The sequence below is a fragment of the Algoriphagus aurantiacus genome (assembly GCF_035156405.1).
In the GTDB taxonomy this organism is placed as follows: Bacteria; Bacteroidota; Bacteroidia; order Cytophagales; family Cyclobacteriaceae; genus Algoriphagus; species Algoriphagus aurantiacus.
The window spans coordinates 1-18097 of record NZ_JAXRUT010000040.1 but is presented as its reverse complement, the minus strand read 5'-3'; the positions used below and the strand labels follow the sequence as shown (position 1 = coordinate 18097).

General features: G+C 41.6%; 13 protein-coding genes. 9 read left to right on the top strand and 4 right to left on the bottom strand.

Going from position 1 to position 18097, the window contains the following annotated elements; all coding sequences use genetic code 11:
* Positions 1 to 81: 81 nt before the first annotated feature.
* A complete protein-coding gene (locus tag SYJ56_RS24250) occupies positions 82 to 1653 on the top strand; it encodes a PKD domain-containing protein (protein ID WP_323838752.1) in 1572 nt (523 codons plus the stop codon).
* 539 nt (positions 1654 to 2192) lie between these two features.
* On the opposite strand, the gene SYJ56_RS24245 is transcribed toward SYJ56_RS24250, so the two are convergent.
* The 3 genes from SYJ56_RS24245 to SYJ56_RS24235 form a co-directional block, all read right to left on the bottom strand.
* Positions 2193 to 3209 carry a glycoside hydrolase family 43 protein gene (locus SYJ56_RS24245; protein ID WP_323838751.1) on the bottom strand — a complete coding sequence of 339 codons (1017 nt, stop codon included), beginning with the start codon at positions 3207 to 3209 and terminating at the stop codon, positions 2193 to 2195.
* A 329-nt stretch (positions 3210 to 3538) separates the two neighbouring features.
* Positions 3539 to 4270, bottom strand: a complete 732-nt coding sequence (locus SYJ56_RS24240; protein WP_323838750.1) for a hypothetical protein — start codon at positions 4268 to 4270, stop codon at positions 3539 to 3541.
* Between the two features lie 406 nt (positions 4271 to 4676).
* Positions 4677 to 8507 carry a PVC-type heme-binding CxxCH protein gene (locus SYJ56_RS24235; protein WP_323838749.1) on the bottom strand — a complete coding sequence of 1277 codons (3831 nt, stop codon included), beginning with the start codon at positions 8505 to 8507 and terminating at the stop codon, positions 4677 to 4679.
* Positions 8508 to 9406: 899 nt separating this feature from the next.
* On the opposite strand from SYJ56_RS24235, the gene SYJ56_RS24230 reads away from it, so the two are divergent.
* From SYJ56_RS24230 to mnhG, 7 genes are all read left to right on the top strand, one after another.
* Positions 9407 to 11713 (top strand): putative monovalent cation/H+ antiporter subunit A, encoded by a 2307-nt coding sequence (locus SYJ56_RS24230; RefSeq protein WP_323838748.1) that lies wholly within the window; start codon positions 9407 to 9409, stop codon positions 11711 to 11713.
* Positions 11714 to 11992: 279 nt separating this feature from the next.
* Entirely contained in the window at positions 11993 to 12403 is a 411-nt protein-coding gene (locus SYJ56_RS24225; RefSeq protein ID WP_323838747.1) for a Na+/H+ antiporter subunit B, read from the top strand.
* Between the two features lies 1 nt (position 12404).
* A complete protein-coding gene (locus tag SYJ56_RS24220; RefSeq protein ID WP_323838746.1) occupies positions 12405 to 12761 on the top strand; it encodes a Na+/H+ antiporter subunit C in 357 nt (118 codons plus the stop codon).
* A complete protein-coding gene (locus SYJ56_RS24215) occupies positions 12754 to 14277 on the top strand; it encodes a proton-conducting transporter transmembrane domain-containing protein (RefSeq protein ID WP_323838745.1) in 1524 nt (507 codons plus the stop codon). Before SYJ56_RS24220 ends, SYJ56_RS24215 begins: the two co-directional genes overlap by 8 nt.
* A complete protein-coding gene (locus SYJ56_RS24210) occupies positions 14274 to 14753 on the top strand; it encodes a Na+/H+ antiporter subunit E (RefSeq protein WP_323838744.1) in 480 nt (159 codons plus the stop codon). The genes SYJ56_RS24215 and SYJ56_RS24210 overlap by 4 nt, the downstream gene beginning before the upstream one ends.
* Positions 14750 to 15025 (top strand): cation:proton antiporter, encoded by a 276-nt coding sequence (locus SYJ56_RS24205; RefSeq protein ID WP_323838743.1) that lies wholly within the window; start codon positions 14750 to 14752, stop codon positions 15023 to 15025. The genes SYJ56_RS24210 and SYJ56_RS24205 overlap by 4 nt, the downstream gene beginning before the upstream one ends.
* Positions 15018 to 15404, top strand: coding sequence for a monovalent cation/H(+) antiporter subunit G (gene mnhG / locus SYJ56_RS24200; protein ID WP_323838742.1), 387 nt, complete (start codon positions 15018 to 15020; stop codon positions 15402 to 15404). The genes SYJ56_RS24205 and mnhG overlap by 8 nt, the downstream gene beginning before the upstream one ends.
* Before the next feature lie 394 nt (positions 15405 to 15798).
* On the opposite strand, the gene lepB is transcribed toward mnhG, so the two are convergent.
* Positions 15799 to 16896, bottom strand: coding sequence for a signal peptidase I (gene lepB / locus SYJ56_RS24195; RefSeq protein WP_323838741.1), 1098 nt, complete (start codon positions 16894 to 16896; stop codon positions 15799 to 15801).
* A gap of 695 nt (positions 16897 to 17591) precedes the next feature.
* Here lepB and SYJ56_RS24190 point away from each other — a divergent pair.
* The coding region (locus tag SYJ56_RS24190) for a PAS domain S-box protein (RefSeq protein ID WP_323838740.1) at positions 17592 to 18097 on the top strand (506 nt) is incomplete at its 3' end.

Here is an 18097-nt window from a genome sequence, read left to right as displayed (position 1 = left end):
TTAAGTTTGTGACTATATCCAGTTATTTTAAGTAAATTGTTTTTAATTCATTATGTGAGCTAAAAAGTACAATATATCCTAATGAAATTCATATTTAAGTTGAATGGAATATTATCGACTGCTTTGTTCTTGCTGGCAGTTGGAAATCCGTTGTTACTTTTAGGTCAATGCTCACAAAATAATTTCACTGTTTCTGGATTTGAGCTTCGCGATGAAAGTGGAAATCCGTTTTCAGTCACAGATGACTACGAACTTGGCGATTTGGTAAATGGTGAATTGTGGATTATGCTGGGTGGATCCTCTACCAACGGCTACAATTTAAGCTTCTACTTCGATGTTTATGTCGATGGAGTTTTAGCTCAAGCTGATCAATATGAATGCCTTTTTTCAGGAATTCAGGCCGTTCAGGGCGTTTGGATTAAGGTGCGGGATTTTAGCTGGAACTGGGGAGATGTCATAGACATTAAAAATATTTTCATTCACTGGGAAACAGGCACTGCCAAATCAAATAGTACTTGTACCATTAGCGATAAAAACAATATTAATTCACAATGCTATGGTAATCCCCAAGGATTCACAGCAGCAGTGCCTTTATTCCCAAAATTTGATTTTGAGGGCAACGGGGTGTGTAATACCACTATTCAGTTTTCCAGTCAAACCATTGGTGGGACACCTCCATACAATTATGCTTATTCCTGGGATTTTGATAACGATGGAATTATTGACTCTATGCAGGAAAATCCTCTATTCGATTTTCCTAGCTCAGGCACTTTTCCTATTTCGCTAACAGTGAATGATGGAACTTCCATCACTACCATTGTGAAGGAAATCTTCATTGACCCCAATTTCGATATACAGGTGACTATTTTTCCAACCAAAAAGGATGAAGAATCAGGGATTATCTATGTAGAAAGTGTCACAGGGGGGACTGAGCCTTATACGTTTTATTGGACCGGGCCAAATGGGTTTACAAGTACTTCAGAAGATATTTTCAATCTCAGCGATGGATTTTACACCTTGATTGTTACTGATGCAAACGGATGTACTCAAACGGTGACCTATGAGTTGGAAATAGCTCAAATACTTGGCTCCTTTTGGCGGTCAATACACCTTTCTGGTGACAGGTCAGAAATCAAGATCCGATGGGAAGTTACATCCAAGGAAGAGAACAGTTATTTTGAAATTGAACGAAGTTCGGGTGATGTTTCAAATTTTACCTGTATTGGAACTGTTGAAGGGAAATATTCAGGTGGAGAAACAGAAGTTTATTTATTCTCGGATAAGTCCATACCTGTGCTGGATAATACATTTTACTATCGTATTAAGAGGAAATCTGATACAGTAGTTGATTATAGCTCCGTTAAAATGTTTACAAAAGAAGTTTATGAGTTTGAAAAGCAATGGATAGTGTACCCTAACCCTTCCTTAGGCCAGGATGTTTTCCTTAAATATTTAGGAATAATAGGATCAAATCAAGGACCACTAACTATTGATTATTTTAGTTCAGCGGCGTATTTTCAATCCTTAACTTTTCAAAATCTACCGTCAGAATCAATTAATCTAAAAGAAGTTTTTCAAAGTTTACCAGAAGGTCACTTGACTTTGAGAATTCAATTAGGTCATAAAGTAGAAATTATCCATTTAATACATTAATAGTTGTAGTTATTCCGGGATTAAAATAAAAATCATTTTTAGTCTGAAATCCGGTATTTACCTCAGCCCGCACCACACGAATAAATTTTACTTTAAATGACTACAATTTTCGCCATCGTTTGTGTCATCCCCATCGCCGCTTAGACTAGTTTAGCTCTATCTGGTTCAAGGTCTCCTGACTTGGACCCAGCATAATGCAGTCTTCAGACTGCTCTTCCAACTCCAGTCGAAATGAAAATCACCGTAATTCTGCTCCAAATCCCCTCCCGAATCAAGTTCGGGACAGGCTTTGCCCCCTTTGACAAAATCAATTTCCATTACAATTGACTCCTCCTCAGTAAAAGTATCTGTCTTGGTATTATTGCACCAGTAACAGGAGAAGACCACTTTATCTATTTACTATTCAAATAGCAGAAACGCTCGTGTTTAGGGCGCGGTGGGAGGGTTGTGGCAGCGGGGCAGGCGATGGCCTTGCGGGTAGAAGCTTTGCCACAACTTGACCTTGACTCGTCCTGTTTTTGATCTATAAACTGAGTAGTCTACGGTTGATAAGGCCCGATGACAACCAGCTTATCACCTGATAAATCTACCTCAAACAAATGAGGAACTCTGTGATACCTGCCATCAACGACTCTATGACTGTGAATACCCATCAGCATTTTATCATCAAATGTTTTGAATAACATACCGTGACCAAAATTAGGAGGGGTAAGAGGTTCTTTGTCATGAATCCACGGGCCATCCAGTGTACCGCTTTCAGAATAAGCTACCCCTTGTACGTACACATCATATATCCAGCTTGTCCATAGCATGCCTAAACGTCCGCTACCCGTATGGAATAAGAATGGTCCATCTGTAACTTTGTTCGGAACATCATCTCCATTTTCATCTTTTTCTCTACTCCACGGAGAATCACTGGCTTTAAAAAGTAATTTTCCATTCCCCACTGATCCGCTTAAATCCGGTTTTAACTCTATTTTTTCAATCGTACCATTTAGGTTTTGTAACCATTCATAACAATAAACCATGTAAGGCTTTCCATTAGTATCTATCCAGAACGTTCCGTCAAGGGTAGGTTTATCCGCCGGCAAATAGGTGGGGTCGTCCATAGGTACATATGGGCCATCTGGTTCATCGCTTACCAATACATGGCTGGCACGACGATCAATGATGTTTCCGCCTACAGTATCTATTTTTACATTGGTATTGGTAAAGGTCGCAAAGTAATAGTATTTACTCTGGTACGCATGAAGCTCAGCTGCCCAAATCATAGGGTCGGTTCCCATCCAAGATGCGGGGTCAGTTTTTGTTGCCTTATAAGGCCCTTCCCAGCGCTTCAGGTCTTTACTTTTCCAAAGCATTCCCCTCGTACCCGTCATATAGTACATTTGTGATTTCTGGTCGGCTAAAATAAACGGATCACTTAACCGGATAGAATCCAAAGGGACGTTTTTTCTAACGGCTTGTTCTTGCTGTCCAAAACAAATGGTGGCAAAAAATAAACATAAAACTGTAATAGAAAACTTTTGACGAAACGGGGATAAGTCTAATTTCATAATGTCATCAAATAAGGCTGTTGGATCGGAAAAAGGTTTGAGAGAGCTTTGCAATGCCTATTATAGTCAAAACTTCAATCAAATAGGATTGTATTATGGATTCTGACACCGCTTTAGATTGTGTGAGTCTACCCATTTGATTTCTGCCAAACCAAGGATAAAATGCCTCTGCCGCTAACTGTTTTGATATTATATATCAAAAACCTATCTGACAATCAATTATCATTTAGCAATTATACGCTATTAAGACTGTATGGACTATTTATGAATTAAATACAGACCTTTTTCCACTTAGTTGTTGATTAGTGGTCATTGGGAAATTCTAATTATCAGGAAATTTTTAATGTGGTATTCGGGGATGCGCTTTTAGCTTCCCAGGGATTGAGCATTTCATAGGTCGAATCAGTTTGTTGTAAAGAGCGAATTGATATATCAAAACCTTTTGCCTCAAATATATTAGTGAGAATCCTTCCAAACATTTGATTATGAAGGCAATGGTCTTCCTCCCTATACTCTACGTAAATAGTACCAACATTATTGAACACGTGACATGAGATCATCCTGGTAATCCAATTAAAATCTGAAGGACTAATTCCGCCAAGGTTGACCTTCTTTCCTAAATGCTTGGTCCAGCTAATGGCAAACACAAAATCCTGCTCATAAATATTCTCGACATTGTATGTAGTAAATTGCTCTTGCTCATATCTCCAAAGTCCTACCGAATTAAAAGTTTCCCCATAGTTGTGAACAAATGTCTCAATCGCTTCCACAAGCATAGGTTTATATATCACTTCTGAATTTTTTGATTCGGGATTTATAAAGCAAGGTTCAACTTCAAAATCTATGTTCAAAGTGGACAGCAACCATTTATACCACTTGGCATTTCTTTTGGAAATACCATTAGCATAATCAACTCCTACTCTAACTATCTTGACTCCATCCTCCTGTAGCTTTCTGCATCTACTTTCCGCCAGCTTCTTGTTTCCCACAGGAAACCAAGTGACAGGAACACACGGATAATCATTAAATATGAAATTAGGATTGTTTCGGTAGGATGACATGTTTATCGAAAATTATAGATTATTAGAATTACAGGTCAAACAAAAGGCCAATGCAGTCAAGGCCGTTTCCGTTAACAAAAGTTGAAAGTAGGTGGAGAAAATGAGATACAGTATGAGCATTTTAAACCTCATATTTGGCAGTAACTTTAAGGGTTAACTTTTGGGTGAAAGGAAGATGGTAATATCTCTTACCCGTCCTTACTCAACTCATCAGTTCGTGTCCACAAGAACAGCTTACATTCTCCTTAATATATCTGGTTCTCCGTCGCCGTTCGTGTCATCACGAACGACTTAGATTGTCTCAATCATGTCGGGTTCAAATCTCCAGGCTTGGACCCAACGCAATGCAGTCTTCAGACTGCTCTTATAGCCCCAATTGAAATAAAAACTACCTTTAAGCTGCGATTCATTCTATCCGCTTGTTGGTTTTGAGATACTCAACAAGATCGACAATTTCGGTTTGAGTGAGATTTTCAAACAAGCCTGAAGGCATCATAGAGACATCTGTTACCTCCCGGGAGAGGATTGCTGATTTGTTGATAATCAGCTGGTCTTGACCGACAATTCGCATGGTGATCTGTCTTTCGTTTTCCGCAATGATATTTCCAGAATAGGTTCTTCCATCTCGGGTATTAATCACCACCATTTTGTAGTCATCCTGAATTTCCGCACTTGGCTCGAGTACATTCATAAGAATGTATTCGGGATCTGTTCTGTTGGAACCAGTGAGATCAGGTCCGATGATTCCTCCTTCTCCGTACATTTTGTGACAGCTTCCACAGGATTTGGCGAATACTGTTTTCCCGGATTTGATATTCGCTGATCCCAAAGCTCTTGGTGTGATCATTGCCCGGTACTTGTCATATGCAGCTTGATTGCTGGGAACGGACTCAATGGGACCCCAAACCTCAATAAATCCGCTGCCTACTACACGTAGAAGCTGTCTTGCCACACTTGCAGGAACTTCGGATTTGGCGATTGTTTCTTTCTTGAGTTCTTGGGTTAGCATGTTTCCATATCGTGCTCTGGACGAAAGGGTCTGCATGGCTTCCAATTTTTCCTCAGGGGAAAAATCGGGGTAGTTTTCCAAAAGTATTTTACCTAAGGACTCATTGTCGAAAGCTGCTATAGAGCTGATAGCATCTTTTCTCAAGGAAGGTTCCTGAAGTAAGGCAGGGATTTCGGCAGGTAATGCTTCCTGTTGTTGAGCAGTGAGTATTTGCAGGGCTTTCCTACGTTGATCTATTGGTGAATTTTTGTTTTTCAGCGTTGCGAAAGCCCGTTGGGTAGCTTCGGTATCACCGAAAAGTCCGGAAATCTCCATTGCAAGCACTTGCTTTTTTCCTCCGGAATTTTGAAGGGTTTCTGCGACGGATTTCCAATTTGATGGCGTTTTCAGATCAGTCCGGCCTTCCATTCCGCTCAGCATACCAGCCATTAGCAATTCGGTATTTTGGCCTCCTTTGCCAATGAGTGTAACTAATTTTTCCAGCTGATTTCCGTCCACAGCTCTTCTTGCTATATTTTGGGTGACGAATGTGAGTTGAGAATTAGGTGCCAGTGCCAGGAATTTGTCTGGATTTCCGGCAAATAAAGGTTCGATTCCATACCACAGCATTTTGGGTAGATTGTGATCTTTTTCATCTTCAGTATGCTGAATCAAGCTTTCTGCGATAATCCATTTTTCAGAAGTTGGAATTCGCTGCAAAGCTGCGGTAAGGTAAAGCCGGACCACAGGGGAAGGGTCAGAGTTAGCCATTGTTCTGAATTTGGTCAAGGCTTCTGTGGAAGGTTTCATATCCTCACAAAGCAATTGAATGGACCAGGCTCGGATGTAGGGATCCTTGTCAGAAAGTGAGGCGACCAGTTCTTTCTCGCTAAATCCTCCAGTCTGATGAAGTGTCCACATAGCCCGGAGCCTCCAGTCTGAATTATTGTCATCCACAAAAATCGTCTTCAATGCGTCATTTGTTCCAGGCTGGAGATTTTTGTTTACAGCGCGCTTATGAAGAATTCCCCTTGCTCTGCGTGAGTGCCAGTCAGATGGATTGGTCTGAAGAGCTACCAACTGTGCATCAGTCATTTTATTCAAGTCTGAATACCTTCCGGCGAAATTTTGGGCCAGGGAATTTTCAGGCATTATCCTGAAAATTCTGCCGGTTTCTTCATTCAGTACTTCTTTTCCGCAAATATCCGCATCGTGCCAATCGAGCGCGTAAAGTCCACCATCCGGTCCGATTTCCATACTGAAACCTACCCATTGGGCATTGTTTGCCATCATAAACTCATCCCCGTGCTCTCCTTCAAATCCTGAACCTTTTGGAATCAAAATATCGGAAAGTACCCCATGTTCGTGGATGTTGGCCATGAAAATACGGCCTTGCTCTTCTTTAGGAAAAGCGTCTGACTGATAAACCCGAGCCCCTCCATGTGCAGAGCGATGACTGTGATTCGCAATAGTTTTAATGTCCTCGTAGACATAAGGATTGAAATGCTGTCCGCCCTGTCTGTGGTAGATTCCCCCGGGAACAACATGCCACAAATGAGGTATGACACAGGCACTCATAAAAAGTTGGCCTTTGGCATCGTAGTCAATTCCCCATGGGTTGCTGAAGCCATGAGCCACCACTTCAAACCGTTCCTTGATTGGATGATAGCGCCATACACCACCATTGATGTCAACTCCTTCTGCTTCGAGGAGATCTTCCGGAAATGGGTCTTTATGGTAATAAAGTTTTGCATCAACGTTTGGCTTACGGATTTTGGAAGGAGTGGCAAACCCCTGCAAACCGTATAGCCATCCGTCGGGTCCCCAATGCAAGCTGTTTAGTGTTTCGTGCCGGTCCCGGATTCCCCAACCGGTAAGCAGGATTTCAATATCATCCATGTCGGCTTTATCATCGCCGTTTCTGTCGGGAACAAAAATAAGGTTGGGCGGTGCACCGATGAAAACCCCGTCAAATCCTACCGCTAAGGCCGCCGGAAAAGCCAACCCCTCCATAAATACTTTTTGACTGTCAGCTTCTCCATCTCCATCGGTATCCTCAAGAATAAGGATTCGGCTGTCACCTGAATTGGAAAAACCGTCACCCCGGGATTCGTAATCTTTGTTTTCTGCAATCCAAAGTCTGCCCCGATCATCCCAACAAAAAGCCATGGGTTGGGTCATCATGGGTTCCGAAGCCCAGACATTTACCTTATACCCGGATTTAATAGTCATAGCATCCACGGCTTCCTGAGCAGTCAAGAATTTTGCATTTCTTCCTTCTTCCTGTGCTAAACCCCAAAGTTCGGTGGTGCTGTACATGCCCTCTCTTCCCGAAAAATTCCCCCAGGATTCTTTCAGTTCCAAGTCGTTTGCTTCACCTGTGTAGACCAGAAGGCGAAGTTTGATGGTTTCGGTGTTTCCTTCTTCGATTACCCAATCCCCGTCTCTTGTAAAAGCTGGACCCAAGCCCAACTGACCGTCAACACGCCATTTGTTGGGATATCCACGGTTTTCCGGATGGTCAAAAATAGCCACATTTGCACGATCTTCCCGACCTTCGACTTTCATGCCCACATTGATCCACATAGCGGGCTGCCCTTCAGCCTGCATGTTTTTCTGCCTAGCTGCATTGATGATTTCTCCATCGATTCCATCTTTCCAAGGCATTCGGACAAATAAACTCCCGTAATCGTATTGACCGATGGTTACTTCAGTTTTGGCTTCGCCTTTCCATTCCAAGTCTAGAATATATTCTCCATTTGCCTCGCTCATAGTCCAGTTCTGAGTTTCTTCCAGAACTGTTCTTCCCAGAGAATCCAAAAGTTGATAGATAGTCTGCCATTTGACCTGCTCTCCGGTTTCCTCTACGATGTTCAGCGCCACTTTTTTCCAATGATCTCCCTGAGGATTGTGAAAGTAATCGCGGTCATTTACCCTTGTGAAACCCCAATAAAGTCCGGTCTGATGCTTGTGATGTCCCGGACTATACTCAGTCAAAACTCCCTTGCCATCAGGTGCAAGAACAGGATGTATGTAGGGTCTGAAATCTTCAGTGGCATTTTGAACCAGAATCGGATCTTCCTCTCCCTGTCTTAAAATTGAGATTGTTCCTTTCTCTTCATTTTGGACGAGTGTCAGTATAGCTGCTTGATTTGAAATTTCTCCTTCTTCAGATTCTTTTGGCTTAGAACTAAGAAGTATTAAAAAAGTAAAAACACCAATAAGGGATGTAATTCGGATTTTTGACATGGTATGAAAGGTTCTTTGGGTTTGGGATAGAAAACCGAAGTGTGGATTCGGTTTTTTCACTTCTTAATATATGAAAAGTGAGTTGGAATTGGAAAGTCAATTTTGGGGGTAATTCCAAATTGGAAGCTTTAGTTAACTTTTTGTGTCCGTCCGAAAAGAAGCTACAATCCCTGTTTCCATTCCTCGGATCAAACTCACTTTTTCAAAAGAAGCCTCTGCTCCGAGGGCAATGGTATTTAATATTTACTTTACCATGGGTTACGTTCACTCACTTTGTGTCGCTCGTTTACCCATGGCTACCCAGATTTCGTCCCTATGGGACTTATTATTTATTCGACCTAGAAAAATGCTGTCTACTGACTTTTATTTTTCGAATACAGCGCCAAAATTAGCATGCTACTGCCCACGCCGCCGTTCGTGTCATCACGAACGGCATTTTCGTATTTATCACTAATGGCGCAAGTCTTCAGACCTACCTACCGGTCAGGCAGGCTTGTGCTCACCTAATTGCGGTCTTTTGACTTTTATTTTTCAAATACAGCGCCAAAATCATCAGGCTCCTGACTCCCTTGAGCAGGATTAAAATATTAACCTGTAATGACAGTCAATAGCGAAAAGTCCTTGATAATAAGTCCATTGGCTAATGGATAGTCTAGCTCTTCTTGCGCTTATTACCAGTTACGATCTATCCTGCTTTTCTAGAAGCTGGATTTAAAGAGCACTAGTCTTATTCAACTCAAGACACCTGACTGCACTGCCTGAAGGACTGATCCCGAAAGTGTTATTAGAACTGAGCCTACCTTCACTACACAACATTCCCTAGAAATCCAACCAAAGCCTTCAACTTTCTTTTTTGTAATTTAGAATTTTAACTATCAAAAAGAGACTTCGGAATACATATGATTTTAGCCATACTTTCCGGGTTCATCGTAGCAGCGATGATTCCCTTTCTTAGCAAATTGGTCAAAAGCAGAGGTTCCATTCTGATGCCTTTTTTGCCTCTTCTTCTTTTTGTGTACTTTATCAGTTATCTCCCGCTGATCAGCAATGGGGAGACGATCAGTTTAATTTTCCAATGGGTTCCCAGCACAGGCATCAATCTGGCTTTCCATTTGGATGGATTAGCCCTGTTATTTGTCTTGATGATTACAGGGATTGGTGCTCTGGTGTTTTTCTACACATTCAGCTATCTAAAAGGTCATGTTTACCTCGATAGATTTTATGGCTATCTCAGCATGTTTATGGCTTCAATGCTGGGGCTCGTGCTTTCGGATAACATCATTACACTGTTTATTTTTTGGGAATTGACGAGTATCAGTTCATTCTTCCTGATCGGATTCAATAATGAAGATCCAAAGTCCAGAAAGTCAGCGCTTTTGGCACTAAGCGTAACCGGAATGGGCGGCTTATTTCTATTGGTAGGCATGATTATACTGGGAAGTGTAGGTGGTTCCTTCTCTTTTCAGGAGTTGCTCTCACAGCGTGATTTGATCATAGAGCATAGTAGCTATGGGTGGATTATTGGATTACTGTTCTTGGGAGCCTTTACCAAATCTGCCCAATTCCCTTTTCACTTCTGGCTTCCGGGAGCAATGAGGGCACCTACCCCGGTAAGTACTTACCTCCATTCAGCCACCATGGTCAAGGCGGGGATTTATTTACTGGCGAGATTTACGCCACTGTTGGGGAGCACTCCCTGGTGGAACACAACATTGATCATCGTAGGAGCTGTGACTATGCTATATGCGGCTATTCATTCCGTATTCAGGATTGATATGAAGGGTATTTTAGCCTACTCCACCATAGCTGCACTGGGTATATTGGTTTTCCTGATCGGCCTCGGCACTGAGGAAGCGCTATTGGCAGCATCCGTATTTATACTGGTTCATGCATTGTATAAAGCAACACTTTTTCTTGTAACGGGTATAGTGGACCATGAGACCGGCACCCGGGATGTGACGGCTCTGAGTGGCTTACGAAGAGTAATGATGCCGGTAGCAATCGCCGCGGGATTGGCGGCACTTGCCAATGCTGGTGCTCCACCTTTTCTAGGTTTTATCGGCAAAGATCTGATCTATGAGGCCACGCTTCATTGGGGCGATTGGGCGTATTTGCTTACTGCTGCAGCAATATTGACCAATATCCTCCTGCTTTGTGCGGGATTGTTAGCTGGATACAAGCCATTTGCAGGTAAGCTCCCCGTGCAATTTGAAAAAGCCCATCTCCCTCATCCCACGATGTGGGTGCCTCCCTTAATACTTGCTGGATTGGGACTGATCTTCGGATTATTTCCTGGACTGATCGATCAAAGTCTAATCCAGCCGGTTTTTAAAAGTATCTCAGGAAGTGGTGCCCAACACCATATCCAGCTCTGGCACGGGTTTAACCTGATCTTGGGACTGAGTGTACTGACGCTGACCCTAGGAACCTTACTCTATTGGTTTCTCAAGCCATCCGAAAGTTTATTGGGAACCATGTTGAAATTCGAATGGCTAAGCCCAGAGTCTATTGCTGCTTTTTTTGGTAGACTTTTCGCCAAGTTTGCCGGATTGTGGACTGGCTTTTTTCAAAACGGCTATTTAAGAAACTACGTAATCACCATTCTGGGTTTTCTAACCATCCTGCTTGGTCTCAGACTTTATCAGGGGGTGAGTATTTTTATTGATACTTCCCAACTCACAGAACTGACGATTTACGAGGTGATAGTCGTGCTGATAATGGTTATCTCTATCATTTTCACGGTTTTCTCCAAATCCCGTCTGGTGGCAGTTGCCTCACTCGGGGTTATTGGCTATTCTATTTGTATGATTTTCCTATTTTATTCTGCACCCGATCTGGCAATGACCCAGTTTTCCATCGATACATTGACCGTGATCTTGTTTGTGCTAGTGATTTACAATCTTCCAAAATACAATACCTTATCCAGTAGAATTGTTCGGCTGAGAGATGGAGTTCTGTCCCTATTTTTCGGCACATTGATAGCTGTGCTCACCCTGGAGGTACTGTCAGAACCGCTGAATAGGGAAACGTCTATATTCTACGCGGAAAGCGCTTATCTATTAGCAAAAGGGAAAAACGTAGTCAATGTGATTTTAGTGGATTTCAGAGGATTTGATACCATGGTGGAAATTACTGTCCTGGTCATTGCCGCTATAGGCGTATTTAGTTTATTGAAGTTGAGACTTAAAAGCATAGAAAAAGAATAGTATGAAATCGAGCATGTCACAGTCGACGTACAGAGGGATGATTATCAAGCGAGACAGGCTATCCTGTTTCCTTCGTCACGGGACAGGTTATGACCTTTTAAAAAAAATTATATGTATATCCGCTTTTCTAAAGTAAAAAAAGATGCGGTAAACCCTAGGACTGAGGTTACTTCGGTCACCCCTGCCTGCCGGCAGGCAGGCGTCATCGGTCTTCCTGCCAGCAGGCCAAAGAAAATGAGCTAATGGATCATTGGGGAAAATTATAAAAATTAAATACACATGAAATCGATCATTTTCAAATCTGCATCCACTTATCTTTTACCGCTGTTGATTTTATTTTCAGTATTTATCCTGTTGCGTGGACATTATCTTCCCGGCGGAGGATTTGTAGGTGGGCTGATGGCATCCATCGCATTTGTCATCCACTCGTTTGCCAACGGCCTGGAAAAAACAAAAAGCCTGATCAAGTTTCATCCTGGTTTTCTGATGCCTATAGGCTTGAGCATTGCTTTGTTAAGTGGTATGGCCCCTCTTTTAATCGGAGAAAGCTTTATGACGGGGCTATGGTTTGAGGAGCCTTTGCTAGTGATAGGGACGGTTGGCTCTGCCTTGTTTTTTGATACAGGTGTGTACATCGTGGTTATAGGCGTGACATTGACCATTATTTTCACTATTTCGGAAACTATCTAATATGGAATTACTACTCGTTATTTTGATAGGCTTATTGTACGCTGCCGGAATTTATATGATGCTGAGGAGAAGTATGGTCAAGCTGATCATAGGGTTGATACTACTTGGAAATGGAGCCAATATGCTAATTTTTTTATTAGGCAGAATTGTCAAAGGCAAACCACCCATTATCGATTCTGCCTCCAAGATGCTAACCGAAATCTATGCAGACCCAGTGCCCCAGGCTTTGATCCTGACAGCCATTGTGATCAGCTTCGGGCTGCAGTCCTTTGCTATTATTCTGGTCAAGCGTGCCTATAAAATTACCAAGACAGATGACTTGGATGAGTTGAACACTACGGACGAAATTTATGAATAACCCTTACATAGTTTTACCTGTAATTTTCCAACTCTTTTCAGCGATCTTGTTGATGTTTTTCTGGTATAGGGTAAATGCACAACGATTAATTTCGATTATAAGTAGCGTTATTTCGGTGGGTATCGCAGGCTGGCTGCTGCGGGAAGTCCTTCAGAACGGAGTACTTACCATGCAGGCCGGAGAATGGCAGGCGCCTTTCGGGATTACGTTTGTGGCAGATGCCTTCAGTACTACCATGGTATTATTGACGGCTGTTTCCGGTATGGCAGTAACCGTTTTTTCTACGGGGGCTATCCGAAATGCACGCTTAAGATTTGGTTATTTCCCCATACTCAATTTTCTCTTGATGGGGCTGAACGGGGCTTTTCTTACCGGGGATATTTTTAATCTGTACGTATGGTTTGAGATTATTATCATAGCTTCTTTTGTTTTGATTACGATAGGAGGGGAGAAGGCACAGATCGAAGGAGCTATCAAATATGTGACGATGAACTTGCTCGCTTCGGCGATTTTCCTCACTGCTATTGCGATTCTGTATGGGATGGCCGGTAGTCTGAATATGGCGGACCTTTCGGGGCAGGTGGCTCAGATAGAGAATAGAGGCCTGGTCAATGTAGTGGCAATTTTATTCCTCGTAGGCTTTGGCATCAAGTCGGCTATTTTCCCCCTTTATTTTTGGCTTCCTGCGTCCTATCATACCCCGCCACCGGCCATATCGGCGATTTTCGGTGGCCTGCTGACGAAAGTAGGTATCTATGCCTTGCTAAGAATCTTTACCTTGATCTTTATTCCGGACGAATTCCTTGGAACATTACTGGTAATCATCGCTGCATTGACTATTCTATCCGGGGGGCTTGGAGCTATACTACAGGTGAATTTGCGGAAAATCTTCTCCTACTTGATCGTGTGCCATATTGGCTTTATGATCGCGGGGTTGGGAATCTATACCGAACTAGCTCTTGTGGGGGTGATTTTCTACCTCATACATGATATTGTAGCCAAAACCAATCTTTTCCTTGTGTCAGGCTTGATCTTCAAACTCAAGGGAACGCTGAATATCAATAAGTTGGGTGGACTTTATAAAAAATATCCAGCATTTTCTCTGCTGATGGCTATTCCTTTATTTTCTCTGGTTGGCATTCCTCCGCTTTCAGGGTTCTGGGGGAAGCTCTTTCTGATCCAAAGCGCATATACTGTAGGACAGTATACTCTGATTGGATTTATTTTACTCGGTAGTTTCTTAACACTATGGGTGGCAGGGAAGATTTGGGTAGAGGTTTTTTGGAAAGATGCTGTAGATCTTCCAGAGAAAATGAACGTAAAGTATTACAAAGAACTAAAGCCATTTAAGCAACGTGCCATTGTAATTCCGATTATCTTATTGGCCGGAGTATCCTTATATATTGGATTTGGAGCAGAACATATCATCTTGTTGAGCAAGCAAATTGCTGCTGAACTAATGGAGCCTACCGTCTATATTGAGGCAGTGTTAGGATCAAAACCAGTTGCACCATGATCAAGGCCAAATTTCTGAGTAATCTTCTTCTTTCGTTGGTGTGGATAGCAATCACCGGGGCTTTCACTTTTGAAAACTTCGTTTTCGGCTTTGCGCTAAGCTTTTCCTTATTATGGATTACTTCCACTAATAGAAGGGAGAACAAATATTTCAACAGGATTCCGAAGTTGATCGGTTTTGTGTTGTTTTTTCTTTATGAACTGATCAAAGCCAATGTAGAAGTGGCTTATGATGTAGTCACTCCCAAGCATTTCATGAAACCAGGAATTGTGAAAATTCCGCTGGATGCACGTTCGGATTTGGAAATTACCTTGTTGGCGAATCTGATTTCCCTTACTCCAGGCACATTGAGTTTGGATGTCTCGGATGACAGAAAAGTGCTGTATGTGCATGCCATGTATGTAAAAGATAGAGAGGATTTCGTGGCAGATATTAAAAACGGTTTTGAGAAACGATTACTAGAGATAACAAGATGAGCGTCTACGACTATTTAAATTTTATTATCCTGCCGGTATTGGCTGTATCTACATTGATTATTTTTATCAGATTTTTGATTGGGCCAACACTGCCAGATAGGGTCATAGCTCTTGACTTACTACTGACCACTGGTATCGGGATTATTGCAATATATAGCGTTACTACCAATCAGCCAGCGTTCCTAGATATAGCCATGATAATGGCTTTGATCGCCTTCTTGGGGACGGTGGCATTTGCCTATTATTTAGAAAAACGGGAAAAAAATGACTGAAATCATAGTAGTTATACTCAGCTCTCTGGGAACTCTTTTCATCCTTTTGGCGGCTGTCGGGATTGTCAAAATGCCTGACCTGTACCTACGGATCTCTGTCACTACCAAGGCAGCGACGCTGGGCATTGGCTTGATTTTATTGGCTGCAGGAATTTTCTTTTCAGACATTGCCATTATTGCCAGGGTAGTTGCGATCATTGTTTTTATGCTCCTTACCGCCCCGGTAGGTGCGCATATGATTGGCAGAGCATCCTATTTTACAGGAGTGAAAATGTGGCATAAATCCACTCTTGACGAACTTGAGGGACAGTATGAACAGAAGTCCCACAAGCTGAAAAGCGGAGAGGAAGATGTGAAGAAGAAGGAAGAAACTGACTGATATATTTGAATTCTCTCTGCTTGATGTTATTCGAACCCAATATGAGGATGAGAAATCTCCTTAACCATTTAGCTCAAGCCTCCTGACTTGTGCTTACCTACTGCAGAAACTTCTTTTTTCCAGGTTTTCTGGAACTTTTATCGAAATCAGCACGCTACTGACTCCCCCTTGATATGCCAAGTTAAATTACGAAAGGGGCTGGACCTGTCCTGAACTTGATTCAGGAGGGATTTTTATTGAATATCCACCTATAGTAGTATTTAAACATTGACCTTAGTTAGAACGATTTATCTGTTCAAATCTCCATCTAGACGTAGCCTTTACTATCCCCCGAATGGGGCAGATGATTTTAAACTAATTTCCGTCCGAAATCAAAATGCATATCAGATTAATACTAATCAATCCTTGAAAATATTCTTTCCCAACGAACCTTATTCAATCCATCCCCATCTTCATTTTTTGAAAACAAAACCATGACAGGTTTGCCTACGATATGGCTCTCGGGTACAAATCCCCAATACCGCGAATCGATAGAATTGTCCCGGCTGTCGCCCATCATAAAATAGTAATCCTTCTTAAAAGTGTACTTATCAACCTCTTTGCCATCAATTTCCAATTTCCCATTGGCAAGTTGCACATTCTCATTTCCCTCATATTTTTCAATCAATTCACCGTAAAAGTCCATTGTTAGGTCATTGATTTTGATTTTTGTTCCTTTCTGAGGGACAGTCAATGGGCCGTAATTGTTAAGATCCCAAGAATTGCTCATAATTGCCGGAAACAGGGGAAAGCCAACAGGTGAATCTGAACTGGTCTCAATTGAAACTACATCGGGAGCTTTTTGTATTTTCTTTAATTGTTCATTTGTTAAAAACATGCTGTAAACGGTTCTGTTTTCCTCGGTATACCCAGAAATCCAAAAATCATCATTGTCCAAACCGACCTTGGATAGGTGATGTGACTGAAGTGGGTAGTTGGTAACGACATAATATTGGAATTTCATCCCGGGAGGATTGGTCATTTGTTCACCGTTGACGAACACATTTCTGTCTCTGATTTCCAGAATATCACCAGAAACTGCGACACAACGCTTAACAAGAAAAGTCATCAAGTCACTTGGTCGATCTTTTGGATCTAGTAAATCTTTAGGAGTATTGAAAACCACTATTTCACCTCTCTCAACATTTCTTAAGCCAGGGAATCGATAAGAAGGAAGTTGAATCCAATCAAGGTAGGATGGTATTTCAGTTCCCCATATTTTCTGATGGGTCAACGGCACTTGCATCGGGGTTTGCGGAGTCCTGGGGCCGTAGTGAGCTTTGCTTACAAGGATATAATCTCCCACTAATAGTGAGTTCTCCATTGATCCGGTAGGGATGACATAGGCTTCTGCCAATGACCATCGAAATAAGGTGGCGACTACCACCGCAAATACTAATGCATCCCGCCACTCGATCAGTTTTGATTTTTTTGTTGTAGAGTTAGTTTTCATAAGGAATCATAGAACTAGTGAAATGATCATATAGATTAAAAATAGAAGTTGGTTTCGACATAAGCCATTCAACTTTACTGATTTAAAGCAATTTAACAATCCTTGTTCAAGAATTCTTTTAAGCTGAAGTAAGCAGAGTTGATCATCGTCGCAACTATCACAGCTGTGCTGACTCATCCTGGCCCCTTTGGCAATAGCAATTCCATGACAATATATTTGCTTAAGTGGGAGTTGCTATCGTATCTACAAAAACAAAGTGCTAACCAGCTAGTGTAAGAATCTTTCACCGCCGTTTGTGTCATCAGGAACAGCTTTGCCCCATTTATCACCTCTGGTTCAAGTAATATAAAACCTTCAACTCCGTTAAGTCCATGGGTTGTAGGCTAACCATGAAGAAGCTGTTAAAAAAAGTATCGAAATAAGATTCAAAATCAGGGAAAAAATAAGGTGAAGAATGATTAAATAGCTGTTCAATCAGCACTAAGTTAAGAGAAAATATCTGCTATAGCGATAGTAACTCCTCAAATCCCAAGGACTCCGAAAACCGGGATAGTCATGAGAATTAATCAATGTTTTTTAGAGTAAGTCCCGGTTTCTTAATATTATTTCCGTAATTTATTATATTCATCATTTATTCATTGCATATTGGATTGATATATCTGGTAGCACCGTCCTAATATATTAAATAAGGAAAAATGTCTGTTGAAAACTTAACCATAAGAAATCCCGAATCTTACAACTTAATATTTGATCTGGCTCCATTTCCAATGTGGATTTATGATCTGAAAACTTATGAATTTCTGTCAGTTAACCAGGAAGCTGTCCGTCACTATGGGTATACAGAAGAGGAGTTTTTAAAAATGACGATCAAGGATATACGGCCCATAGAGGATATTCCAAAATTAGAAAATGCAGTAGAAGAGGCACGTTCTAGAACCGAGACCTTTATGCAGGGGCTTTTCCGACATCAAAAGAAGGATAGAAGTGTCATTCACGTACAGATCAAGAGTAATTTGATAAATTTTGATAGTAAAAAAGCTGAAATTGTAACTGCAATTGATCTGACTGAAAGGTACAACCAGGAAAGGGATATTGAAGAACAACGGCAATTTCTTGAGGTCATAAGTTCAATTCATGAAATTCTATTGAAGTCAAACAATTGGTCTCAGGATTTGAAGCAATGCTTTCAAGTCCTTGGAGA

Coding starts and splice junctions, on each gene's coding strand:
- SYJ56_RS24250 (WP_323838752.1), top strand. CDS start 82: ATGAAATTCATATTTAAGTTGAATGGAATATTATCGACTGCTTTGTTC.
- SYJ56_RS24245 (WP_323838751.1), bottom strand. CDS start 3,209: ATGAAATTAGACTTATCCCCGTTTCGTCAAAAGTTTTCTATTACAGTT.
- SYJ56_RS24240 (WP_323838750.1), bottom strand. CDS start 4,270: ATGTCATCCTACCGAAACAATCCTAATTTCATATTTAATGATTATCCG.
- SYJ56_RS24235 (WP_323838749.1), bottom strand. CDS start 8,507: ATGTCAAAAATCCGAATTACATCCCTTATTGGTGTTTTTACTTTTTTA.
- SYJ56_RS24230 (WP_323838748.1), top strand. CDS start 9,407: ATGATTTTAGCCATACTTTCCGGGTTCATCGTAGCAGCGATGATTCCC.
- SYJ56_RS24225 (WP_323838747.1), top strand. CDS start 11,993: ATGAAATCGATCATTTTCAAATCTGCATCCACTTATCTTTTACCGCTG.
- SYJ56_RS24220 (WP_323838746.1), top strand. CDS start 12,405: ATGGAATTACTACTCGTTATTTTGATAGGCTTATTGTACGCTGCCGGA.
- SYJ56_RS24215 (WP_323838745.1), top strand. CDS start 12,754: ATGAATAACCCTTACATAGTTTTACCTGTAATTTTCCAACTCTTTTCA.
- SYJ56_RS24210 (WP_323838744.1), top strand. CDS start 14,274: ATGATCAAGGCCAAATTTCTGAGTAATCTTCTTCTTTCGTTGGTGTGG.
- SYJ56_RS24205 (WP_323838743.1), top strand. CDS start 14,750: ATGAGCGTCTACGACTATTTAAATTTTATTATCCTGCCGGTATTGGCT.
- mnhG (WP_323838742.1), top strand. CDS start 15,018: ATGACTGAAATCATAGTAGTTATACTCAGCTCTCTGGGAACTCTTTTC.
- lepB (WP_323838741.1), bottom strand. CDS start 16,896: ATGAAAACTAACTCTACAACAAAAAAATCAAAACTGATCGAGTGGCGG.